Source organism: Streptomyces sp. NPDC014894 (assembly GCF_043080985.1).
GTDB lineage: Bacteria > Actinomycetota > Actinomycetes > Streptomycetales > Streptomycetaceae > Streptomyces.
In genome coordinates this window covers 147,506-169,108 of record NZ_JBIBWD010000009.1, presented here as the reverse complement: position 1 = coordinate 169,108, position 21,603 = coordinate 147,506, and the positions used below count along the sequence as shown (strand labels likewise).

The 21,603-nt window shown below is 73.5% G+C and carries 19 protein-coding genes; 8 read left to right on the top strand and 11 right to left on the bottom strand.

Going from position 1 to position 21,603, the window contains the following annotated elements; all coding sequences use genetic code 11:
• The first annotated feature begins 203 nt into the window (after nucleotides 1-203).
• Nucleotides 204-1,400 (top strand): acyl-CoA dehydrogenase family protein, encoded by a 1,197-nt coding sequence (locus tag ACF089_RS22410; RefSeq protein WP_392029731.1) that lies wholly within the window; start codon nucleotides 204-206, stop codon nucleotides 1,398-1,400.
• A gap of 142 nt (nucleotides 1,401-1,542) precedes the next feature.
• Here ACF089_RS22410 and ACF089_RS22405 read toward each other — a convergent pair whose 3' ends face one another.
• From ACF089_RS22405 to ACF089_RS22375, 7 genes are all read right to left on the bottom strand, one after another.
• A complete protein-coding gene (locus ACF089_RS22405; protein WP_392029194.1) occupies nucleotides 1,543-2,115 on the bottom strand; it encodes a GAF domain-containing protein in 573 nt (190 codons plus the stop codon).
• Complete coding sequence (locus ACF089_RS22400; protein WP_392029192.1) at nucleotides 2,112-2,741, bottom strand: ATP/GTP-binding protein; 630 nt, start codon at nucleotides 2,739-2,741, stop codon at nucleotides 2,112-2,114. The genes ACF089_RS22405 and ACF089_RS22400 overlap by 4 nt, the downstream gene beginning before the upstream one ends.
• Nucleotides 2,719-3,090 (bottom strand): DUF742 domain-containing protein, encoded by a 372-nt coding sequence (locus ACF089_RS22395; protein ID WP_392029190.1) that lies wholly within the window; start codon nucleotides 3,088-3,090, stop codon nucleotides 2,719-2,721. The genes ACF089_RS22400 and ACF089_RS22395 overlap by 23 nt, the downstream gene beginning before the upstream one ends.
• Before the next feature lie 2 nt (nucleotides 3,091-3,092).
• The gene (locus ACF089_RS22390; protein ID WP_392029188.1) at nucleotides 3,093-3,527 is read right to left on the bottom strand and encodes a roadblock/LC7 domain-containing protein; all 435 of its coding nucleotides are present in this window, start codon (nucleotides 3,525-3,527) and stop codon (nucleotides 3,093-3,095) included.
• A 7-nt stretch (nucleotides 3,528-3,534) separates the two neighbouring features.
• On the bottom strand, nucleotides 3,535-5,475 hold the full coding sequence (locus tag ACF089_RS22385; RefSeq protein ID WP_392029186.1) for a sensor histidine kinase: 1,941 nt from the start codon (nucleotides 5,473-5,475) through the stop codon (nucleotides 3,535-3,537).
• A gap of 418 nt (nucleotides 5,476-5,893) precedes the next feature.
• Nucleotides 5,894-7,963, bottom strand: a complete 2,070-nt coding sequence (locus ACF089_RS22380; RefSeq protein ID WP_392029184.1) for a M4 family metallopeptidase — start codon at nucleotides 7,961-7,963, stop codon at nucleotides 5,894-5,896.
• Between the two features lie 964 nt (nucleotides 7,964-8,927).
• Complete coding sequence (locus tag ACF089_RS22375) at nucleotides 8,928-10,085, bottom strand: MBL fold metallo-hydrolase (RefSeq protein WP_392029728.1); 1,158 nt, start codon at nucleotides 10,083-10,085, stop codon at nucleotides 8,928-8,930.
• Between the two features lie 760 nt (nucleotides 10,086-10,845).
• Between ACF089_RS22375 and ACF089_RS22370 the strand changes: the two genes are divergently transcribed.
• Both ACF089_RS22370 and ACF089_RS22365 read left to right on the top strand, forming a co-directional pair.
• Nucleotides 10,846-11,466 (top strand): TetR/AcrR family transcriptional regulator, encoded by a 621-nt coding sequence (locus tag ACF089_RS22370; RefSeq protein WP_392029182.1) that lies wholly within the window; start codon nucleotides 10,846-10,848, stop codon nucleotides 11,464-11,466.
• 92 nt (nucleotides 11,467-11,558) lie between these two features.
• Nucleotides 11,559-12,437 (top strand): carbohydrate kinase family protein, encoded by an 879-nt coding sequence (locus ACF089_RS22365; RefSeq protein ID WP_392029725.1) that lies wholly within the window; start codon nucleotides 11,559-11,561, stop codon nucleotides 12,435-12,437.
• On the opposite strand, the gene ACF089_RS22360 is transcribed toward ACF089_RS22365, so the two are convergent.
• Together ACF089_RS22360 and ACF089_RS22355 are read right to left on the bottom strand one after the other, a co-directional pair.
• Nucleotides 12,428-13,507 (bottom strand): DUF6745 domain-containing protein, encoded by a 1,080-nt coding sequence (locus ACF089_RS22360; RefSeq protein WP_392029180.1) that lies wholly within the window; start codon nucleotides 13,505-13,507, stop codon nucleotides 12,428-12,430. The genes ACF089_RS22365 and ACF089_RS22360 overlap by 10 nt on opposite strands.
• Before the next feature lie 93 nt (nucleotides 13,508-13,600).
• Nucleotides 13,601-13,927 (bottom strand): hypothetical protein, encoded by a 327-nt coding sequence (locus tag ACF089_RS22355; protein WP_392029178.1) that lies wholly within the window; start codon nucleotides 13,925-13,927, stop codon nucleotides 13,601-13,603.
• A 192-nt stretch (nucleotides 13,928-14,119) separates the two neighbouring features.
• On the opposite strand from ACF089_RS22355, the gene ACF089_RS22350 reads away from it, so the two are divergent.
• From ACF089_RS22350 to ACF089_RS22330, 5 genes are all read left to right on the top strand, one after another.
• Nucleotides 14,120-15,073, top strand: coding sequence for an STM4015 family protein (locus ACF089_RS22350; protein ID WP_392029176.1), 954 nt, complete (start codon nucleotides 14,120-14,122; stop codon nucleotides 15,071-15,073).
• A gap of 4 nt (nucleotides 15,074-15,077) precedes the next feature.
• A complete protein-coding gene (locus ACF089_RS22345; RefSeq protein ID WP_392029174.1) occupies nucleotides 15,078-16,265 on the top strand; it encodes an STM4014 family protein in 1,188 nt (395 codons plus the stop codon).
• 76 nt (nucleotides 16,266-16,341) lie between these two features.
• The gene (locus ACF089_RS22340; protein ID WP_392029172.1) at nucleotides 16,342-17,214 is read left to right on the top strand and encodes an STM4013/SEN3800 family hydrolase; all 873 of its coding nucleotides are present in this window, start codon (nucleotides 16,342-16,344) and stop codon (nucleotides 17,212-17,214) included.
• Nucleotides 17,211-18,548: an STM4012 family radical SAM protein gene (locus ACF089_RS22335; protein WP_392029170.1), complete on the top strand. Its 1,338-nt coding sequence runs from the start codon at nucleotides 17,211-17,213 to the stop codon at nucleotides 18,546-18,548. The genes ACF089_RS22340 and ACF089_RS22335 overlap by 4 nt, the downstream gene beginning before the upstream one ends.
• Nucleotides 18,549-18,613: 65 nt before the next feature.
• Entirely contained in the window at nucleotides 18,614-19,528 is a 915-nt protein-coding gene (locus ACF089_RS22330) for an STM4011 family radical SAM protein (protein WP_392029168.1), read from the top strand.
• Between the two features lie 43 nt (nucleotides 19,529-19,571).
• Here the strand turns inward: ACF089_RS22330 and ACF089_RS22325 are convergent, their stop codons facing one another.
• Together ACF089_RS22325 and ACF089_RS22320 are read right to left on the bottom strand one after the other, a co-directional pair.
• On the bottom strand, nucleotides 19,572-20,363 hold the full coding sequence (locus ACF089_RS22325) for an SGNH/GDSL hydrolase family protein (RefSeq protein WP_392029166.1): 792 nt from the start codon (nucleotides 20,361-20,363) through the stop codon (nucleotides 19,572-19,574).
• 169 nt (nucleotides 20,364-20,532) lie between these two features.
• A complete protein-coding gene (locus ACF089_RS22320; protein WP_392029164.1) occupies nucleotides 20,533-21,600 on the bottom strand; it encodes a peptidoglycan DD-metalloendopeptidase family protein in 1,068 nt (355 codons plus the stop codon).
• Nucleotides 21,601-21,603: the final 3 nt, after the last annotated feature.

Genomic DNA, 21,603 nt, shown 5'->3' with positions numbered 1-21,603 from the left:
CCATGTTCGACTGAAAGGGCTTGCGGCCGCTCGACGCCTCCGCGCCGGGAATCCATTGCCGTTGGCATGTGGCACACAGAAGCACGAAGGGAATGCCGTACCGCAGAACCGAGGTGGTCGGCCTCTCGGTACGGGGACCACTGTCGATGCACCACCTGCTCGAACAATCGCCCGAGCAGGCGTTTCGCAGAGGAAGGCTCGCGATGGACGGGTACTTCACCAATCGGCTTCATCATCAGCTCCGCGCCCGGGTCAGAGATTTCGCCGAGAGAGAGGTGCGCCCGAGGATCCCCGCGATGGAGGCCTCCCGCACGGCGCACCGCGAGCTGTCCCGGCTGATAGCCCGGCAGGGCTGGCTCGGCGCGACCATCAGCCGCGACCACGGGGGCATGGGAGCGGGCCATCTGGCCAAAACGATCATCATCGAGGAGCTGTCCCGGGTCAGCGGGGCGATGGGCGCGATGCTCCAGGCCTCCCAGCTCGGCGCCGCCAAGATCGTTCACTTCGGGAACGAGGAGCAGAAGAAGACCTGGCTGCCGCTGATCTCGGCGGGCGGCTGTCTGCCGACGATCGCCGTGACCGAGGCGGAGTCGGGCGGTCATGTGCTGGGCATGGCCGCCACCGCCGTACGGGACGGCGACGAGTACGTGCTCAACGGCCGCAAGGTGTACGTGGGCAACAGCCACGTCGGCGATCTGCACGGTGTGGTGGTCAGGACGGGCCCCGGATCGCGCGGGCTGACGGCCTTCCTGGTCGAGTCCGACCGGCCCGGATTCAGCACCGGGAAGCAGCTCCCGGCCATGGGGCTGCACGGCTTCAGCTTCGGCGAGCTGTTCTTCCGGAACTGCCGGGTCCCGGCGCGGAACCGTCTGGGCGAGGAGGGCGACGGGCTCGCCGTGGCGTACTCCTCCAGCGTGCTGTACGGGCGGGCGAATCTCACCGCCGTGTCGCTCGGCATCCACCAGGCGATCCTGGACGAGACCACCCGGTTCTGCGCCCAGCGACACCGCTATGGGAAGCCGCTGCACGATCTGCCGTCGGTCAAGCTCACGCTGGGCAAACTCCAGTCGCGGCTGATGACCGCGCGGCTCTCCGCGTACCACGCGGTGCATCTGCTCGACCAGGGGCTGCCGTGCGACGCGGAGCTGATGAACGCGAAGCTGATCAATGTGGAGTCGGCGATCGACTCGGCGCGCAACGCCATGGAGATACACGCCGCCGCCGGGCTCTTCACCGACCGGCCGATCGAGCGCTATCTGCGCGACGCGCTGCACATGTTCGCTCCGGCCGGCACCTCCGACGTACAGCTGCTGCGGCTCGCCGAGGTGGCGCTCGGCACGGCGAAGGGGCAGTGGTCGCAGCGGCTGTCCGAGACCGTACGGCTGGAACCGGCCGTCTGACCGGACGGGGGCCGGGCGCAGGACCCGGCGCAGGCCGGGTGGCCTCCCCGGGAGAGCCGGGAGCGTCGGGAGCGCCGGAGGAGCCGGGGTAGTCACCGGGAGGGCGGCCGGAAGGCCCCGGGGGGAGCCACCGCCGTCGGGCTCAGAGGCTTCCGTCCTCGCGGCGGTGGATCTGTTCGATGAGTTCGGCGGCCAGCGCCTTGATCGTCTCCAGGCCCGCCCGGCCCCAGGGCCTCGGCTCGGTGTCCACGACGCAGATGGTGCCGAGGGCGATCCCCGTACGGTCGATCAGCGGCGCGCCGAGATAGGAGCGGATGCCGATCTCGTCCACGACCGGGTTCCCGGCGAACCGCGGATAGTCGCAGACGTCCTCCAGGACCAGCGCCTTGCGCCGTACCACCACATGCGGACAGTAGCCGTGGTCACGGGCCATGAAGCGGCTGACCTCGCCGCCCGCCGCCGCGGCGGCGGACAGATCGCCGCCGTTGTGCTGACCGGAGGGGGTGTGCAGACCGGCGAAGTACTGCCGGTTCTCGTCGATGAAGTTGACCATGGAGTACGGCGCTCCGGTCACCGCCGCGAGATGGTCGGCGAACTCGTCGAAGGCGGGGTCGGGGCGGTCGCCGAAGCCCAGCTCGCGCAGGCGCCGCACCCGTACCGGCGCTTCGCGGTCGATGGGAGTCAGCAGCAGATGCCCGGTCGGGTGGTAGGTCATGTCGGGGCTCCGAAACTCGGCGCCGGGGCCGGCGCCGCGATGGGGGTGAGCAGATGCTGAACGAGCGTGACCAGGGTCCCGATGCCGGAGCTGGCGATCCGCGCGTCGCACATCACCACCGGCACCTGGGGTTTGAGGTCGAGCGCCGCCCGTACTTCGTCGGGGGTGTAGCGGTAGGCCCCGTCGAACTCGTTGACGGCCACGACGAACCGGATGCCGCGGCCCTCGAAGAAGTCCACCGCGGAGAACGAGTCCTGGAGCCGGCGGGTGTCGGCGAGGACGACCGCGCCGAGCGCTCCGCAGGACAGCTCGTCCCACATGAACCAGAAGCGCTCCTGGCCGGGCGTCCCGAAGAGATAGAGCACATGGCGGTCGTCGAGGGTGATCCGGCCGAAGTCCATCGCGACGGTGGTGGTGGACTTGGCCTCGACTCCGTACAACGGGTCCGTGGCCCTGCTGACCTGCGTCAGCAGCTCCTCCGTGCTCAGCGGTTCGATCTCGCTGACCGCGCCCACGAAGGTGGTCTTGCCCACCCCGAAACCTCCCGCGACCAGGATCTTCAGGGCGGTGGGGAAGCCGTCGTCCGGCACGGTGCCGTCGACTTCAGAGCCGTCGTCGTAGGCCATCGAGCACTGCCTCCAGCAAGGAACGGTCGGTCGGTGTGGGGTGGCGGCGAGGCGCCCGGGCGGTGACGGCGCCCCAGTCCACGAGGTCGGAGAGCAGCACTTTGGTCACGGCCGCGGGGAGTCCCAGATGCGCCGAGACCTCGGCGACCGAGATCGGGCCGCCGCACAGTTCGAGCGCCGACGCGTGATCGGGCCCGAGGCTCTCCGCCGGAGCGGTCCCGGTGGCCATCACCAGCGAGAGCAGATCGAGCGTGGTGGTGGGGCGGGTCCGGCCGGCGCTCACCGTGTACGGCCGGACGAGCCGACCCGCCGCGTCGTCGAGCAACGGCCCGTCCGGAGGGGCCGGCACGGTCAGCGACCCGCAATGCTCGGCGCCCCGCTCGGTTGCCTGGCCGGGGTGGTGAGGTACGGCCGGACGCTCTTCACCAGCATCGCCATCTCGTAGCCGAGCACGGCGGCGTCCGCCTCTCGGCCCGCGAGCACGGCCAGGCAGGTGCCGGATCCGGCGGTCGAGACGAACAGCAGCGTGGAGTCGAGTTCCACCACCACCTGGCGCACCTCGCCGCCGTCGCCGAAGCGCGCTCCGGCGCTGCGGCCCAGGGAGTACAGACCGGAGGCGAGCGCCGCCAGATGGTCGGCGCTGTCGGGGTCCAGCCCATGGACGGATTTCACCAGGCCGTCGCAGGAGAGCAGGACCGCGTTGCGGGTGTACGGCACACGCTGGACCAGACCGCTGAGCAGCCAGTCGAGGTCCGAGGCATGGCCGTTCGGCGCATCACTCGCCATGGTGAATCTACTCCTTGGAGATGTTGTCGTGGTGCTGCGGTTCGGGGCGGCGGGCCCGGGTGTTCAGCGGCGCCGGGGCCGGGGCCGGAGCCGATTCCGCGTCGGATACGGGGGCGGGTGCGGGTGCGGTGATGTGCGCCTCGGCGCGGCCGATGCCCCGCCGGAAGGCCGCCATCAGTCCGGGGTCGGCGATGGCGTGGTCCTCCTCCTTGCGCGCCGGCGGCCCCGTTCTGAGCTGCGGCGCCAGATGCGCCTGGCTGCGCCGCCTGGGCAGTTGGGGACGGCCGAGGGCTCCCCGTACGGCGCCGATGGGCACCACCGGCAGGCTGGGCCGTTCGGTGGCCTGCGGGGCCGCGGTCCGGGGGCGGTGGTGGGCGCCGGGGCGCGCGGCGGCCGGATTGGGCCGGTCGACGTGCTCGGCGCGTACGGGCAGGGGGGCGAGGGTCCGGGGGGTGCTGTGCACCGGAGACGGCTGGGGCTGGGGCTGGGGCTGGGCCGGTCCCGGCGGCCGGGTCCGGGGCTGCGGCGCGGGCCGGGGCGCGGCCGGAGCCGGTTCGGGCCGGTGCTCCGGCGCGGCCGGCCGGGGGGCGGCGGCGGTCTCCTCGGGCGCGGCCTCGGGGAGTACGGCCTTGGGCGCGGTGAGCGCCGGCGGTGCGCCTTCCGTCGCGGCCGCCTCGCCGGACGCCGAGGTGTCGATGTGCTGGAGCCCTTGCGACTCGGCGCCGAGGAGCCCCTGCGGGACGACGAGGATGGCCTGGACGCCGCCGTAGATGTTGGACTGGAGGCGGACGGCGATCCCGTGTCTGCGGGCGAGCGCCGAGACGACGAAGAGGCCGATGCGTCCGTCCTGGAGGAGCCGGGCGACGTTCACCTGGTCGGGGTCGGCCAGGAGCGCGTTCATCCGGTTCTGCTCGTCCATGGGCATGCCGAGCCCGCGGTCCTCGACCTCCACGGCGATGCCGGCCGTCACATGCTGGGCGCGGAGCAGCACTTGGGTGTTGGGGGCGGAGAAGGCGGAGGCGTTCTCGACCAGTTCGGCGAGGAGATGGATCACGTCGGCGACGGCGTGGCCGCGCAGGGTGCCGTCGATCGGCGGCACCAGTTTGACCCGGGGGTACTGCTCGACCTCGGCGATCGCGGAGCGGAGCACCTCGGTCATGGTGACCGGGTTGGACCACTGGCGGCGGGAGATCGCCCCTCCGAGCACGGCGAGGTTCTCCGCGTGCCGGCGGATGCGGGTGGCGAGATGGTCGACGTGGAAGAGCCCCTTGAGCAGCTCCGGGTCCTCGACCTCGTTCTCCAGCTCGTCGAGGAGCTGGATCTCCCGCTGGACCAGCGACTGGAGCCGCCGGGCGAGATTGACGAAGACCTCCAGCTTCTGTTCGTTCCCGACGCTGCTGGAGAGCTTGGACGCCTGGACGACGGAGACCACCGCGGTGTCGTGGGAGCGGCTCAGCTCCAGTGCGAGCAGGTCCAGTTCGTCGCCGTTGGGGGGTTTTCGCTGGGGGGTACGGGTGGGGGGCGGGCCCTCGCCCCGCCGGAGCCGGTCGACGACGGTGCGCAGATCGGCCTGGCGGCGCTGGGTGGAGCGGTGCAGCGAGGCGAAACGGTGGAGCAGCGACGAGGACATGCGGTCCGCGCCCACCGCCGCGGCGGCGACGGCCGCCATGGCGAGGGCCGCGGTGGCGGTCAGCACGGCCCACAGCGCGGCGGAGGGCCGTGGTGTCGCGCTCTGCACCGTGAAGGTGACGGCGATCGCCCCGCTCAGCGCCGCGACGAGGGCGGGGAGCACCGCCGTGCGGAGGAGTCGGGGGCGAATGCGGTGTTCCGGGGTGGGCGGCAGGGGACGCGGTCTGCCCGGCGAGGTGGCGGGGCGGGTGTCTGACCGGCCGTGGCGCCCGCCGTCACGGCGGTCCGGCCGCGTGGCGGGTGCGCGTAATGGAGACATCGGCGTCCTTGGTACGTGGGGGTCCCAGGGTTCGGCGTATTCGCTCGGGGGGATCGGGCGGGCTGGGGTGGGGTTCGGCTCGGACAACGGCGTACGGCATGGGCGATGGAAGCCCACCGTTGATCACTGGCAACACACGGTAGTCGTCCAACGAGCCCGGACGGCGAGGAGTTGACAAAGTTCCCCGCTATTCACCCCGCTCTGGTATGAGGCCCCGCACTCCGGTACGAAAAAGGGCGAGTCGATCCGGTGGGGGAGGGGGAGGGCGGACGACGGCCGACAGCGGCCCCGGGGTGGTCCCGGGGCCGCTGTGGATTGCCTGCCGCGCTGCTGCCGATCGCCCGTTGTTCGTTGCCCGCTGCCTGTTGCCTGTTGCCTGTTGCCGATCGTCGGGGGGCGGGCGTCGGGGGGCGTCGGCTCAGAAGGTCAGTCTGAAGCTGTTGATGTAGCCGGTGTCCTGCCAGCCCTTGTCCTGCACCTGGAGCTTCCAGACGCCGTTGGCCGTCTCGGACGAGGCGTCGACCGTGTACGTCTTGACCAGATTGGGGGCCGAGTCGTAGGCGCTGGACGCCTTCAGCGGGTACACGGTCCCGTCCGGGGCGATCAGGTCGACCGCCAGGTCGCCGCGGAAGGTGTGGACGATGTTCACCGTCGCGTACAGCGCGGCCGGGGCGTTGCCCGCGATGCCGGAGACGGTGACCGGGGAGGTGACGGCCGGGCCGAGGTCCGGGATGGCGATGTCGGCGGTGTTCTCGAAGGGCGTTCCCGGGGGGTTGGGGTCGCCGCCGCCGCCCGGGCGGTCGCCGACGTTGATCCCGGCCCAGGCGTCGATGGCGGCCTTGACCTCGGGGCTCGCGGCTCCGTACAGCTCGGTGGCGACCGCGACGGTGCCCTCCCGCGCGCCCGCGTAGTCGGTGGTGGAGGTGAACTTCGTGGTGAGCGCCTTGTACCAGATCAGCGCGGCCTTGTCCCGGCCGATACCGGTGACGGGCAGGCCGTCGGAGGTCGGCGAGTCATAGGCGACGCCGTTGATCGTCTTCGCGCCGCTGCCCTCGGAGAGGAGATAGAACCAGTGGTTGGCCGGGCCCGAGGAGTAGTGGACGTCCTGGTTGCCGAGGCCCGCGTACCAGTAGTCCTGCGACGGACCGTCCTTGCTCGGCTGGTCCATGTAGCGCAGCGGGGTGCCGTTGCCCCGGATGTCGATCTTCTCGCCGACCAGATAGTCGCCCACGTCCTGGGGGTTGTCGGCGTGGAACTCGGCGGCGGCGGCGAAGATGTCGGAGGTCGCCTCGTTGAGACCGCCGGACTCGCCGCTGTAGACGAGGTTCGCGGTGGCCGAGGTCACGCCGTGCGTCATCTCGTGCGCGGCGACGTCGATGGCGGTGAGCGGCTGGGCGTTGCCCCAGCCGTCGCCGTAGGTCATGCAGAAGCAGGAGTCCTGCCAGAAGGCGTTGGAGTAGTTGTCGCCGTAGTGGACTCGGGAGGACGCGCCCACGCCGTCGCCCCGGATGCCGCTGCGGCCGTGCACGTTCTTGAAGTAGTCCCAGGTCACCCCGGCGCCGTAGGCGGCGTCCGCGCCCGCCGTCTCGGCGTTGGCCGGCAGCCCGTCGCCCCAGACGTCGTCGGGCCCGGAGAACAGGGCGGGCGTGCCCGGGGTCCCTCTGTTGAGGTCGTACGCGGCATGGTTGCCGCGCCCGGCGTCGGTGAGGTTGTACGAGGACCCCGACCGGGTGCTGCCCAGGGTCACCTGGCCGCTGTACTGGGTGTTGCCGGTGCCGTTGTGCACCGCCTGCCACTCGTAGAGCTTCTCGCCGGTGTCGGCGTCGGTGACGACATGCAGCTCATTGGGGGTGCCGTCGTGCTGGAGACCGCCGACGACCGTCTCGTACGCGAGGACCGGCCTGTCCTGCTGCGCCAGCCAGACCACCTTGCGCGGGGCGCGCTCGGCGTCGGTGCGGGTGGAGCCCTCCGCCTTCGCCCGGGCCAGCGCCTGCTTCTCGGCCGCCGCCGGGGCGATCCGGGCCGTGGTGCCCAGCTTCTTCAGCGTGGCCTTCGAGGCCCTGCTGACCGCCTTGGCCCGGCCGGCGTCGGTCCCGGCGACGACGAGATCGCCGCCGAGCACCGGAAGGCCGGCGAAGGTGCGCTCGTAGCGGGTGTGCAGGGTGCCGTCGCGGTCCTTGGCGACATCGCGGACGACGAGTTTCTCCTGGGCGGTGAGGCCCAGCTTCCTGGCCGTGGCCGCGGTGGCGGCGCTCTGGGCGCGTATCAGCTCGGCCCGCTGGGCGGGGGTGAGGCTCAGCGGAAGCGCGCCGGGGTCGGCTTTCCCCGCCTTGGTCGCCTTGGTCGCCTTGGTCATCTTCGCCGGGGCCGGATCGGTGACCGTGGTCCCGGTCGCCGAGGCACTGGCCGGGAGGCCGACGGCGAGGAGAACGACCGCGGCCATGAGGGCCCCGGTCGCGGTGGTGCGCCGGCCATGCGTGGATCTCACGCGGACTCCTTCTGCAAGGGGGATTCGGACGGCCTGATGCGGACGTCCGGGCAGAGCCGTGCCGAGCAACGGTGCGACGAACGGGGGAAGAGTTGCAGGAGTGACACAGACTTGTCATAGGCGCGTCAAAGATTGGCCGGAACTGCTTCGCCCCGGCGCACCGGCCCGAGCCCCGACGCCCTCGTGCCCGGGGCGCGGAGGGGGTACGGGTGGGGCCGGGCCGGTCGGCGTGCGCATCGCCATGGGGGCTTCGCGCCGGAAGCGCCGGACCTTCGGCTCGGCCGGGGGCCGCCCGGCGGACGTCGCCGATCAGCCCGTCGGCCTGCCCGTGAGGTCCGCCTGGAGATCTTCGCGCGGCGGACGCCGATGCCCCTGCCGGGGCGTGTCCGGGGGCAGCTCTGCCCTCCGGCGGCGGTCCTTCCCCCGCTTACGCGTCCGAGCGCACCGCGCCGGACGCCCGGACCGCCCGATCAGCCGAGCGCGCCGCCGCCCGGGAGCCGGTCCGGGGCTCCTGTACGGACATGGCCGGAACGCGCGTTCCTCGACCGGACGGGAACATCTCGGCGGTCGTGATCGCAACGCGGCGCGGCGCGGTCAGGTGGTGGCGCGGTCAGGTGGTGGCGACGGGGCCGGGCCGGTCGCGGCGGCGGGGCGATGCCCTGCGGTACTCCCTCGCGGGGCCGAGCCTCGGAGCCCGTCACTCACCGGCGTACGACTCGGGCGGGAGGTACCCCGGCGGGCGGGCACGCCGGACGGGGTCGCCGCCGCCGCGCCCCCGGGGCTCGCGGCGAGGACCCGGGGCGCTGGGCGTGAGCGCGGGCGCGGGGCGCGGGGCGCGGGCGATCACGACGGGGGCCGCGCCCGGCCGGGGTCGGCGCGGTGCCGGGGCCGGCGCCCGGCTGAGGTCAACGCTCGGCCAGGGGCTCAGCGCCCGGCCCGGCCAGGGGGGAGCGCCAGGCTGGGTTCAGCGCTCGGCCGCGAGGTCGAGATCGCCCTGGGGTGCGGCGTCGGGAGAGACGGCCGCGGGCTTGGATCCGCGCCAGGGGCGGGCGATGGAGTGGGACACACGCCGCCACCACGGTTCGACGGGGAGGACTCCCGCGGGCTCGAAGGGCTCGCCCGGCCGGGGGAACGCCACGGGCTGCCCCGCTTCGGCCGCCGCGTCCCTCGTCCACTCCCCCGGCTCCGCCCAGGCATGGAAGGCCAGACTGAACGTGCCCCAGTGGATCGGCAGCAGAACGCCGTGGGGTGTGCGCCCCTGAAGATCGAGATGGGCCTCGACGCCTTCGGCCGGGGTCATGTGGATGTCCGGCCACGCGCCCGACAGCGGGGTGGGCTCCGTACGGTTCCTGGGCCAGTACTCGCTGTAGGCACCGATCTGGATCATGGTGGCGTCGAAGGGGCCGTGCTCGGCGCCGATGTCCCGGAAGCCGGGGAAATAGCCCGTGTCACCGCTGTGGTAGATCCGGTGGTCGGGACCGGCGACGACCCAGGAGGCCCAGAGGGTGTGCTGCTGATTACGCAGGCCCCGGCCGCAGAAATGACGGGCCGGGGTGGCGGTGAACCGGATGCCGGAGACCTCCGCCGTCTCGTTCCAGTCCAGCTCGCGCAGGCGGTCGGGGGCCACGCCCCAGCGTTCGAGGTGGGCTCCGACGCCGAGCGGGACCGCGAAGACGGTGTCCGTCGAGACCAGGGCCTTGATGGTGGGCAGATCGAGGTGGTCGTAGTGGTCGTGGGAGATCACGACCACGTCGACGGGGCCGAGTGCGGCGAGCGGCGCGGGCACCGGGTGGAGCCGCTTCGGTCCGGCGAAGGAGAACGGGGAGCAGCGCTCGCCCCAGACCGGGTCGAACAGCACTCGCCGTCCGTCGATCTCGGCGAGCACGGTGGAATGCCCCATCCAGGTGAGCCGCAGTCCGGATGCCGGGGGCTCGGCCAGATCGGTGAGCGTGCCGGGGTGCACGGGGATCCGGCCGGCGGGCGCTCGGCGGGCCCGGGCCTCCTTTTGGAAGTAGATCTTGGCGAACTCGGCCATGGCCGCGCCGGACGGCCTGGTCCTGGCCCCGGCCGGGTTCTGGAAGACCCCGTTCGCATAGTTCGGCGAGCGCCGGATCCGGTCCATCCGCGCTCCGGCGGGGTCGGCGCCGAAGGCGGCCGACCGCAAGGAGCGCAGCCGGGATCTCAGCGGGTGGGGTGAGCCGGGGCCGGTCACGGCACCTCCTGGTGTCGGGTCTTCCCATTATGTGCGCGGGCTGTGACAGACCGCGCAGAAAATCCGCCGCGCGGGAGCGTCCGCCGTCCGCGCGGGCGTCCTCCGGCCCGGGGTGCGGTGCGCGCCGGGGGCGCGCCCTCGCCGGGTCGTCATGATCGGAGCAACGTGCGCGGCGGCCCGGGTGTTCCTGGGGATCTCGACCCGCCCGCGGCTCCGGCGGCCCGTCGCGCCTCCAGATCGTCCTGCCTCCCGGTCGGCAGGGGGTGGTCCCGGTCGGCGCGAGCCCGGTCGGCACGGGTCCCGGTCGGCTTGGGCCGCGCGCGCCCAGCCGTCGGGCGGCCGCCGGGGCGGGGAGCTGCCGGGCGTCCCGGCGGATCCGGCGGGGTGCGTTCAGAGACGCTCGGGCGGATCGGGCGGGGTGCTTCGGAGACGCTCGGGCGGGCCTGGCGAGGTCTCCGTCGTGTCCGGACGGACCGGCCGGGGGTGCTTCCGAGCGGTCCGGGCGGGCCACCGCGAGGCGCTGCGGTCCGGGCGGACGGCGCCGTCCGACGGGACGGGAACGACGAGGATGCCGAAAGGGGCACAGAACGGCTGGGCCCCTTTCACCGTCTTCGGACTTCCCTGTCTTTTCCCTGCCTTCGGCGAAGATCGCCTGTGTAGGGTGAGGCCCGTGGCAAGAGTCCGGTTGAGCGTGGCGGAGCGGCGTGCGGAACTCCTCGGCGCCGCCGTCGAACAGATCCAGCGGCGCGGTGTCGCGGCCGTCCGGATAGCGGATGTGGCCTCGGGGCTCGGAGTGAGCAACGCTCTTGTCCTGTACCACTTCTCGACCAAGGAGAAGCTCGTGGCGGCGGCCTTCACACACGCCGCCGACGGAGATCTGGCCCATCTGCGCAAGCTGCTGGGCCGCCGCACCTCCGCGCTGCGCCGGCTGCGGGCCGCCGTGCGCTGGTACGCGCCGACGGGCACGGCCAAGGGCTGGCGGCTGTGGATCGAGGGATGGGCGGTGGCGCTGCGCGAGCCCGCGCTGCGGGAGGTGGCCCGCGATCTGGACCAGCAGTGGAAGGCAGCCCTGACCGAGGTGATCGCGGAGGGCGCGGCCAATGGCGAGTTCCCCTGCGAGGATCCCGCTTCGGCGGCCTGGCGGCTGACCGCCTTTCTGGACGGGCTCGCGGTGCAGATGACGTCGTACGCCGGATCGCTGTCCCGGGCGGCGATGCTGGAGTGGACGGATGAGGCGCTCGCCCGTGAACTCGGCCTGGCCCGCGAGGACCTGACCGCGGCGCTGCGCTGACCCGCCGGTCCCCCGGCGGCGGCGCCCGCCATACTGGGGCCGTGTCTTATCTGTCGGAGCAGCGCGCGGACGGTCTCTCCCCCTGCGATGTCCTGGTGGTGGGCGGAGGCGGCGTGGACACGGTGGTGCGCGTCGGCTCGCCGCCCGTCCCGCCGGCGGACGCGCACGGGGTCGGCCCGATCCTGGAATCGCCCGGTCAGACCGGTGGAAACGTGGCTCTGGGCTGTCGGGCGCTGGGGCTGGACGTCACCTTCCTCGACTTCGTCGGCGACGACTGGCCGGGCCGGCTGGTCCGGGAGCGGCTGGCCGCGGGCGGTGTTCCCTTCGAGTCGCTGATCTCGCCCGCCGGGACCCGGCGGGCGGTCAATCTGGTCGACGCGTCGGGGCGCAGGACGTCGTTCTACGACGGCCGTGACCCGGCGGATCTGCGGATGCCGCGTGATGTCTACCTCCCTCAGCTGCGGCGGGCCCGTCATGTCCATCTGTCGATCGTCAACTTCGCCCGTTTCCTGCTCGACGACATCGAGGAGCTGGGCGTGCCCGTCTCCACCGATCTGCACGACTGGGACGGGCTCGCCGACCACCACCGTGACTTCGCCCTCCGCTCGGACCTCGTCTTCCTCAGCTCGGCGGGTTCGGGCGAGCGGATGGCGTCGGTGATGCGGGAGATCCTGAGCGAGGGGCGGGCGGAGGCGGTGGTGGGCACGGCGGGCGCGGGGGGCTCCTATCTGCTCTCCCGCGGCGGGGGAAGCGTGCCGCGCCCGGTGCCCGCCGTGGCCCCGCCCGGTCCGGTGGTGGACTCCAACGGTGCGGGCGACGCCTATGTGTGCGGTTTCCTCTACGGCCGGCTGTCCGGGCTCGGTCTGGAGGAGTGCGCCCGGCTGGGGGCGGTGGCGGGCGCGCACGCCTGCACCGGGACGGGCGGCACGGCGCTGATCGGCCGGGAGCGGCTGCTGGCGGCTCAGGTCTGACGGAGCGGTTCATACGCCTGGTCCTCCAGGCCGAAGGTCCAGGCGACGCCCTCCCGCGCGGTCCGGACGGTGGGCGGGACCCGGAGCCAGTAGGTGCGGAAGGAGCCGTCCGGCTCGGCCGTCGAGTTGACCACTTCGACCATCGCCACGTCCTCGTCGCCGCGGAGCGCTATCCGCCACAGGACGCCGGTCTCGTCCCGGTGCAGGGGCTCGGCCCCGGACTCGGCGAGATAGCGGTCGTAGCCGTAGAACTCCAGCATGACCCGGCGCAGTTCGGCGTTGGCCTCGTCGCGTATGCGCTCGGGGGTGAGCGAGGTCAGTTCGTCGAGGAAGTCCGCGGGCACCGGCATGCCGCGCCAGGCGTGGAGCGCGAAGCCGTCCGCGAAGGCGAGGGCGGGTCCGGTGCCGCTGTCGAGCCGGCCGGCCTCGTCGCGGTGGAGTTCGACCGGGCGCTCGCAGATGACCACGGCGTGCTCGTAGGGCCACCACCAGCCGGCGTGGGCGGCGACGCGGGCGAGCCCTTCGAGCCGTACGCCCCGGCCGTCGAAGGCGGCGAGCCAGGCGGCGTCGTGCTGGCCGAGGACGGCGTCGAGCAGAAGCTGCCGGACCTCGCTCTCGGCGGCGGACTCGGCGGCTCCGGGGAAGCGGCCGCCCTGGCCCCGCGGCGTCCGGCCGGGCGCTCCGGTCGAGGCGCCGTCCTCCCCGGGCGCGGCCAGCTCGGCGACGAGCGCCTCGCGGATCCGCTCGGCCAGGGCGCGGGTGTGGTCCCAGAGCCGGGCGCCGGTGACGCTCCACAGCTCCGTCCAGCCCGCTGGGCCCAGTTCGTCGTGCACGCGGCGGCGCTCCTCGGCCCAGGGGCGGGTGCGCACCTGTTCCCGGACCGGGCGGCCGGCTCCGGTCAGGGCCCGGACGGCGTGCACGCCCGAGCGGGGCGAGTCGGCCCAGATGATCCGCTCGGGCTCGGCGAGCCCGGCGGTGCGGTAGGCGAGGCGTACGCCGTCCTCGGCCGCCGCGCGGTCCGCGGGTCCGGTCGCCGTCGCCACGGCCCGCCACTTGTCCACGTGCTGCATGTCTCTCCCCGTCCCTCCGCCGGCGGTCCTCGACCGTCGGCGCCTCACTGCTGGTGGTGGTGTTGCTGCTGGTGTGTGGTGCCGCGTGGCGGGCTAGTCGGCGACGACGCGCACCGAGCCCGGCAGATACTCGCGCTGGCGCAGCACCCGGTACCAGCCCCGGGGCAGCGGGATGGCCGCGTGCTCCTCGTGCACCACCCGGCCGCCCTCGGGCAGATGGAGGACCTGGGAGCCGGACGGGCCCGGCTCGCGCATCAGCCGGCCGGGGCCGGGCACGGCGTGGGCATGGCCGGTGACCTCGCCGAACGCGAGCACCAGCCGTCCCCGCGCGTCCCTCGGCTCGCCCTGCGCGTCGGCGATGTGCGGCGGCACGGCCTCCTGCGCGACGGGCACGATCAGCACATCTCCCTGCCGGTACATGGCTCTCCCCTCGACCGTCGGCGCGGACTGCGCCGAACTGACAACGACGCTAACGGCCGGGTCTGACAACGCTGCCCGGCGCGGCTCCCGCCGGGCCGGGGAGCAACCCTGGGGCGGCCGTTGTCAGTGCGGCTTGGTACAACTTCTCCCAACCAGCCGATCAACGCCGCCCGGTGTCTGGAGCCGACCGCCATGACCATTTCGGACCATCTGCAGGAGCTGCACGGCCTGCCCGTGTTCGACTTTCCCGAAGCCGGCGTCGAGACCGAACTGCCGCCCGCGTCCACGGTGGCGTGGCGCGTCGAAGTCGACGAGTACGCGCGGGGCGAGCAGGAGGAGTGGACGAGCGCCTTCGCCCGCTTCGTCGCCTCGGTGGACACCTCCGAGGTCCGGGCGCTGATCGTCGGGATGTGGCTGGAGCCGTACGAGAACGGCCCCGAGCCCGTCGTCGAGGCGCTGACAGCGGCCGCCGAGCGGTTTCCGGCGCTGCGGGCCCTGTTCATCGGGGACATCACCTACGAGCAGTGCGAGATCTCCTGGATCACCCAGGGGAATGTCACGCCGCTGCTGGACGCCTATCCGCGGCTGCTGGAGTTCGGGGTGCGCGGCGGGCAGAGTCTGGTCTTCCCGGCCGTCCGGCACGACCGGCTCCGCTCCCTGACCGTCGAATCGGGCGGGCTGGACCAGGAGGTCGTCCGCGGGATAGCGGCGAGCGAGCTGCCCGCGCTGGAGCGTCTGGATCTCTGGCTGGGCGACTCCGGATACGGGGCGACCGCGGGAGTCTCCGATCTGGAGCCGCTCCTCGGCGGCGGCCGGCTGCCGCGGCTGCGGCATCTGGCTCTGCGCAACAGCGACATGCAGGACCGGATCGCCGTCGCGCTCGCGGGCGCGCCCGTCGTGGCCCGGCTGGAGAGCCTCGATCTGTCGATGGGCACCCTCGGCGACGAGGGCGCCGAGGCGCTGCTCGGCGGTCAGCCGCTGACCCATCTGAAGAAGCTGGATCTCCACCACCACTTCATCGGCGCGCCGATGAGGAGGCGGCTGGCGGCCGCGCTGGAGGCGGCGGGCGCGGAGGTCGATCTCTCCGGGGAGCAGGGCGACGACGCGGACGGTCGCGGCCACCGGTACGTGGCCGTGGCGGAGTGATCCGGTGACCGGGACAGGGACCGCGGCCGGCCCCGCCCTCGCGGTGGTCGGCGTTCCGGGAGGCCGTCGGGTCGCGCTGTTCTCGGCCGCCGCGCGGGACGCCGGCCTGCCCCCGGTGCGGGTGGTGCCCTGGATCGAGGCGCTGCACGGCCGGGCCCGGTTCCGCCCCGGTGAGCTGGTGCGGATCGACTCGCCCGGGGAGGACGAGGCGGTCGACCGGGAGCTACGGGGAGTGCGCGATCCGGCGCGGGTCGAGGGCTCCTCCCGCTGGTACGCGCGGTTCAACGCGGCGGTGCGCCGGATCGCGGTGGCGGCCGAGGACGCCGGGGCGGTGCTGCTGGACGATCCGGGCGAGCTGGCGGTCCTGTTCGACAAGCGGCTCTGCCACGGGGTCCTCCGGGAGGCCGGGGTCCCGGTGCCCGATTCGCCGACCTCCGGTCCCCGCGCCGCGCCGGTGCGGGGGTGGGAGGACGTCGTCGCGCTGCGGGAGGCGACCGGGATCCGGCGGATGTTCGTCAAGCTCGCCCACGGTTCCTCGGCCTCCGGGGTGCTCGCGGTCGAGACGGCGAGCGGGGGCCGGGCGCAGGCGACCACCTCGGTGGAGCGGGATGCCCTCGGGCGGCTGTTCAACTCGCTGCGGGTGCGCCGGTACAGCGGGGAGCGGGAGGTGGCGGCGCTCGTGGACGCGCTCGCTCCGGACGGTCTGCACATCGAGCGCTGGCTGCCGAAGGCCTCCCAGGACGGCCGGACCGCCGATCTGCGGGTCGTCGTGATCGCGGGCCGGGCGACCCACGCGGTCCTGCGGACGAGCCGCTCGCCCATGACCAATCTGCATCTCGGGGGCGCGCGCGGCGATCTGGCGCGGGCGGCGGCCGCCGTGGAGACGGCGGGCGGCAGCTGGGCCGAGGTGCTGCGCCTCGGCGAGCGGGCCGCGGCCCGTTTCCCCGGTTCGCCCCGGGTGGGCGTCGATCTGCTGCCCGGCACCGGCTGGCGGCGCTTCGCCGTGGGCGAGGTCAACGCCTTCGGCGATCTGCTGCCCGGGCTGACCGGTCTGCCGGGCGGCGGCGCGGAGGGCCAGGACGCCTACGCGGCGCAGATAGCCGCCCTGCGACGCCGTCCGGACCGCCCCCGCGCCCCTCTCGACCCCATCGCACCGCGCAGAACAGGGAACCGTCATCGTGCACGCGTCTGAGCCCCGCCCCCGGCCCGCCCCGGGCCCTGAAGACCTCGCAGTCCCCGAAGTCCCCGAAGTCCCCGAAGTCCCCGACATGAACGAGGTCGTCGGCCGTGACGATCTGCTCCTCGTCACCCTGGACACCCTGCGGTACGACGTCGCCGCCGAGCTGGCCGCGGCCGGCCGCATCCCGCATCTGGCGCGCTGTCTGCCCGGCGGCCGCTGGGAGGAGCGGCACGCGCCCGGCAGTTTCACCTATGCCTCGCATCAGGCGATGTTCGCGGGCTTCCTGCCCACGCCGGCCGCCCCGGGCCCGCATCCCCGGCTGTTCGCCGCGCGTTTCGCGGGGAGCGAGACGACGGCCGGCCGGACCTATGTGTTCGACACCCCCGATCTGGTGTCGGGGCTCGCGGCCGCCGGTTACCGCACGGTGTGCGTCGGCGGGGTGGGCTTCTTCAACCGGCGCGGAGCCCTTGGTTCCGTACTGCCCGGGATGTTCCAGGAGAGCCACTGGGAGCCGGAGTTCGGCGTCGCGTCCCCGGTCTCCTTCGAGGCCCAGGTCGACTGCGCGGAGCGGGTGATCGCCGCGCTGCCGCGCGAGCGGAGGCTGTTCCTCTTCGTCAACGTCGCCGCGCTGCACCAGCCCAACTGGTTCCATCTCCCCGGGGCGACCCGGGAGGCGGGCGACTCCCGGGAGACCCACGCCGCCGCGCTGGAGTACGTGGACCGGCACATCGGGCGGCTGTTCGCGGCGGCGCGCGCCCGGCGGCGCTGTTTCGCGATCGTCTGCTCCGACCACGGCACGACCTACGGCGACGACGGCTACACCGGGCACCGCATCGGCCACGAGGCCGTGTGGACGGTGCCGTACGCCCACTTCTTCCTGGAGCCCGAAGCGCCGGACGGGCCGGGCGGGGACGGCACGTGGCTCCGGACGCGGACGTCGCTCCCGGAGGCGGCGGCATGACCGGCCGGCCGGGGACGCCGCGCCCCTATCAGAGCTATGTCTACGCCTATCCGCACAAGACGGCCTACCGGCCGCTCGCCGACCGCCCGGCGCTGCGGGACGCCTGGGCGGGCGAGCCGAGGGACGCGCTCTCGCTCTATCTGCACATACCGTTCTGCGAGGTGCGGTGCGGCTTCTGCAATCTCTTCACCCGGATCGGCGCTCCCGGGGAGCTGACCACCCGCTATCTCGACGCGCTCGACCGGCAGGCGACCGCTGTGCGCGAGGCGCTCGGCGACGGGGAGCCGGTGCGCTTCGCGTCGGCGGCCTTCGGCGGCGGCACCCCGACCTTCCTCACCGCCGACGAGCTGGACCGGCTCTGCGACATCGCCGAGAAGCGCATGGGCGCCGAGCTGGCCGCCGTACCGCTCTCCGTGGAGACCTCGCCGGCCACCGCGACCGCCGACCGGCTGGCGGTGCTCGCCGCGCGGGGGGCCACTCGGCTCAGCATCGGGGTGCAGAGCTTCGTCGACGCGGAGGCGAGGGCGGCGGTGCGCCCGCAGCGCCGCGCCGAGGTGGAGTCGGCCCTCGCCCGGATCCGGGACGCCGCGATCCCCGTGCTGAACATCGATCTGATCTACGGCATCGACGGCCAGACCCCGGAGAGCTGGCGGCGCTCGCTGGACGCGGCGCTCGTCTGGCGGCCCGAGGAGCTGTATCTCTACCCGCTCTACGTCAGACCGCTGACCGGTCTGGGCAGGCTGGGGGCCGGGAGCGACGAGTCCTGGGACGCACAGCGGCTGGGGCTCTACCGGCAGGCCCGGGAGCTGCTGCTCGCGCGGGGGTACGAGCAGGTGTCGATGCGGATGTTCCGGCGGACGGACGCGCCCCCGCAGGGCCCGGACGACTACGCGTGCCAGACCGACGGCATGATCGGTCTGGGCTGCGGCGCCCGTTCCTACACCTCCCGGCTGCACTACTCCTTCGATTTCGCGGTCAATATGGGCGAGATACGGGGCATCGTCGACGACTACACCGCGACGGAGGACTTCGGCCGGGCCGAGGTCGGCGTGCGGGTGGACGGCGGCGAGGCGCGCCGGCGGCATCTGCTGCAGTCGCTCCTCCAGGCCCGGGGCATGGAGATCAGCGAGTACCGGGAGCGCTTCGGGACCGACCCGGGCGACGATTTCGGGGCCGAGCTGGACCGTTTCGCGGCGCTGGGGTGGCTCGACGGCAGCGCGGCTCCCCGGCGGCTGAGGCTGAGCGAGCTGGGGCTGGCGTACTCGGACGCGCTGGGGCCGGAGCTGTTCTCGCCCTCCGTGCGCTCCGCGATGGCCGCGTACGAACCGAGGTGACCAGCGACCGGCCGCCGCCGGGGCGGCGGCGCACAGCAGCGACGGAGACCGGAGCGAGCGATGCCATGGATCTGACCCTTCTCTACCGGGGCCCGCTGGCCTCGTGCGACTACGACTGCCCCTACTGTCCCTTCGCCAAGCGGCGCGACAGCGTGGATCGGCTGCGGGCGGACCGGGCGGCGCTGGAGCGGTTCACCGGCTGGGCGGCGGCGCAGCGCGGGGACCGGCTGTCGGTGCTGTTCACCCCTTGGGGCGAGGGCCTGGTCCGGTCCTGGTACCGCCGGGCGCTGGTGGAGCTGTCCCGGCTGCCGCAGGTGCGCCGGGTGGCGATCCAGACCAATCTCAGCTGCCGGACCGACTGGCTCGCCGAGGGCGATCCGGAGCGCCTCGCGCTCTGGTGCACCTATCACCCGGGGCAGACTCCCTACGACCGGTTCCTCGGCAAGTGCCGTGATCTGGTCCGGCTCGGGGTCCGTTTCAGTGTGGGGACGGTGGGGCTGCCCGAGCATCTGGAGCATGCCCACAGGCTCCGCGCCGACCTGCCCGAGCAGGTCTATCTGTGGGTGAACGCGGCGGAGGGCCACCGCTACACGGACGCGGAGGCGGCCGCGTGGACGGAGCTGGACGCGCTCTTCCCGTACAGCCGCGATCCGCACCGTTCGGCCGGGCTGCCCTGTCGTACGGGCGCGTCGGTGGTCTCGGTGGACGGCGACGGCACGGTGCGGCGCTGTCACTTCGTCCGGGAGGAGCTGGGGAATCTCTACGACGGGTCCTACCGTGCGGCGCTGGGGCCCCGGCCCTGTCCGCGTGCGGTGTGCGACTGTCACATCGGCTATGTGCATCTGGAGTCGCTGCCGTTGTACGACGTCTTCGCGGGCGGTGTGCTGGAGCGGATACCGGCCGCCGGTCAGCTGTCGTCGCCGGTGCCGGTGACGATCCGTCCGTACGGAGCCGTCGCGGCGCGGGGTCCGGGAGGCTGAGCGCCTCCCGGACCCCGCGGGTCGCCGCCGGGATCCGCCCCGCTCAGAGCGGCAGCAGGTCCGGCCGCTTCGCGGCGATCCGGTCGCCGGAGCTTTCGCCGCGCAGCCGTCGGCCGATCCAGGGTCCGAGGTGCTCACGGGCCCAGAGAATGTCGTCGCGCCGTACTTCCAGCGTCCCGCGCGGGGGCAGCGGCGGCCAGGGCTGGTCCGGGTCGGCCGGGAGGCCGAGTCCGAGCACCTGCGCGGCGCGCAGGGCGACCCTGGTGTGCCCCTCCGGGGACAGATGCAGCCGGTCGCCGTCCCAGGCACGCCGGTCCTGGACCGATCTGAGCGACCACAGATCGAGCACCGGGCAGCCGTACCGGTCGGCGATGGATCGCACATGGGCGGTGTAGGTGGCGACCTTGCCCCGCAGATGGCGGAGGACCGGGACGCCCCGGGTGTCGAAGCCGGTGGTCACCATCACGGTGCCGACGGCGGCGGTGAGGTCGGCGACCGCGCGCTCGAAGCGCTCGGCCACGTCGTCCGGGTCGCTGCCCGGCCGGATGATGTCATTGCCCCCGGCGCAGAACGTCACCAGGTCCGGGGCCAGTTCCTTCGCCCTCGGCACCTGCTCCGCGACGATCTGGTCGAGAAGGCGGCCGCGCACCGCCAGGTTGGCGTATCGAAAGGTGTGTTCCGGTGCGCGGTCGGCGAGCAGAACCGCGAAGCGGTCCGCCCAGCCTATGTAGGTCCCGTCCGGGCCGGGGTCTCCGACGCCTTCGGTGAAACTGTCACCGATCGCCGCGTACGACCCGATTGCGCCCTTGGTCTCTGTTCTCGAATCGTCTGCCACAAGAACTCATCTTGACCTTGCGGATGTGACCTACGCGACCGTAGGGAGGGGTTGACGGGAGGTGATGTTTACCACCGGGAGATATCACGCCGCCGGGAATATACGGGAATCCCCTCGCACCGCGGGCGGTACGAGGGGATTCGGGCGCGGGCCGGCCGGCCCCGCGGCGTCAGAGGGAGACGCCGTGCTGGCGCAGATACGCCACCGGGTCGATGTCCGAGCCGTAGCCGGCGCCGGTGCGGATCTCGAAGTGGAGATGCGGTCCGGTGGAGTTGCCGGTGGAGCCGACGCCGCCGATCTGGGTGCCGCCGCTCACGTCCTGCCCGGCGGAGACCGAGAGGGAGGAGAGGTGGGCGTACTGCGAGTGGTTGCCGTCGCTGTGCCGGATGACGACCTCGTTGCCGTACGCGCCGCTCCAGCCCGCGGAGACGACGGTGCCCGGGCCGACGGAGCGGACGGGGGTGCCGGTGGGAGCCGAGAAGTCGACACCGGTGTGGTAGCCGCTGGACCACATGGAGCCCGTGGCGCGGTAGCCGGTGGAGACGCCGCCGGCGGCAAGCGGGGTGGTGTAGCCGGACGCGGCGGCCGGGGTCTCGGCGGTCGCCGGGGCCTCGGCGGCGGGGGCCGGAGCGGTGGGCTCCGCCGGGGGCGCGGGGGTGGGGGCCGCTTCGGCCGCGGGGGCCTCGGGCTGGGCCGGGGCCTGGCGGGGCGCGGCGGGGGCGGCCGGGCCGTTGCCTCCGGAGGCGGGCGCGGCGGCCTCGCGCGGAGCGCGGTCCCGCTGTTCGCCCTGGTCCGCGGAGCCCTTCGCCTCGGCGGGCTTGCCGAGGGCGAGTTCGAGGCCGGGGTGGATGAGCGACGGGTCGTCGCCGACCACCGCGCGGTTGTCCGCGTAGAGCTTCTGCCAGCCGCCGCCGACCCGGTGCTGGTCGGCGATCTTGGACAGATGGTCGCCCGCGACCACGCGGTACGCGGTGGCGGCGGGGGCCTCGGCGGGCTTCTGGCCGACCGGGGCGGCGGGGGCCCGACCCGCCTGCGCGGCGGCGGGCGCGACGGCCGGGGCGGAGGCGACGGCGGCCGGGGCGGAGGCGACGGCGGCCGGGGCGGATCGCTCGGCCGCGTGGGCGCCGGTCGCGCCCATCAGCGGAAGCGCGAAGGCCGCGCCGCCGGTGCCCGCGGCGACGAAGCCGCGGGTGAGTGTGCTGGTCCTGGGACGACGGTGCTTACCCTTGGCGGGCATGGG

What these genes read in the sequence shown, in the direction of transcription:
- ACF089_RS22410 (WP_392029731.1), top strand. Translation starts at nt 204, where the DNA reads ATGGACGGGTACTTCACCAATCGGCTTCATCATCAGCTCCGCGCCCGG.
- ACF089_RS22405 (WP_392029194.1), bottom strand. Translation starts at nt 2,115, where the DNA reads ATGACCTACCACCCGACCGGGCATCTGCTGCTGACTCCCATCGACCGC.
- ACF089_RS22400 (WP_392029192.1), bottom strand. Translation starts at nt 2,741, where the DNA reads ATGGCCTACGACGACGGCTCTGAAGTCGACGGCACCGTGCCGGACGAC.
- ACF089_RS22390 (WP_392029188.1), bottom strand. Translation starts at nt 3,527, where the DNA reads ATGGCGAGTGATGCGCCGAACGGCCATGCCTCGGACCTCGACTGGCTG.
- ACF089_RS22385 (WP_392029186.1), bottom strand. Translation starts at nt 5,475, where the DNA reads ATGTCTCCATTACGCGCACCCGCCACGCGGCCGGACCGCCGTGACGGC.
- ACF089_RS22375 (WP_392029728.1), bottom strand. Translation starts at nt 10,085, where the DNA reads ATGGACCGGATCCGGCGCTCGCCGAACTATGCGAACGGGGTCTTCCAG.
- ACF089_RS22360 (WP_392029180.1), bottom strand. Translation starts at nt 13,507, where the DNA reads ATGCAGCACGTGGACAAGTGGCGGGCCGTGGCGACGGCGACCGGACCC.
- ACF089_RS22355 (WP_392029178.1), bottom strand. Translation starts at nt 13,927, where the DNA reads ATGTACCGGCAGGGAGATGTGCTGATCGTGCCCGTCGCGCAGGAGGCC.
- ACF089_RS22350 (WP_392029176.1), top strand. Translation starts at nt 14,120, where the DNA reads ATGACCATTTCGGACCATCTGCAGGAGCTGCACGGCCTGCCCGTGTTC.
- ACF089_RS22340 (WP_392029172.1), top strand. Translation starts at nt 16,342, where the DNA reads ATGAACGAGGTCGTCGGCCGTGACGATCTGCTCCTCGTCACCCTGGAC.
- ACF089_RS22335 (WP_392029170.1), top strand. Translation starts at nt 17,211, where the DNA reads ATGACCGGCCGGCCGGGGACGCCGCGCCCCTATCAGAGCTATGTCTAC.
- ACF089_RS22330 (WP_392029168.1), top strand. Translation starts at nt 18,614, where the DNA reads ATGGATCTGACCCTTCTCTACCGGGGCCCGCTGGCCTCGTGCGACTAC.
- ACF089_RS22320 (WP_392029164.1), bottom strand. Translation starts at nt 21,600, where the DNA reads ATGCCCGCCAAGGGTAAGCACCGTCGTCCCAGGACCAGCACACTCACC.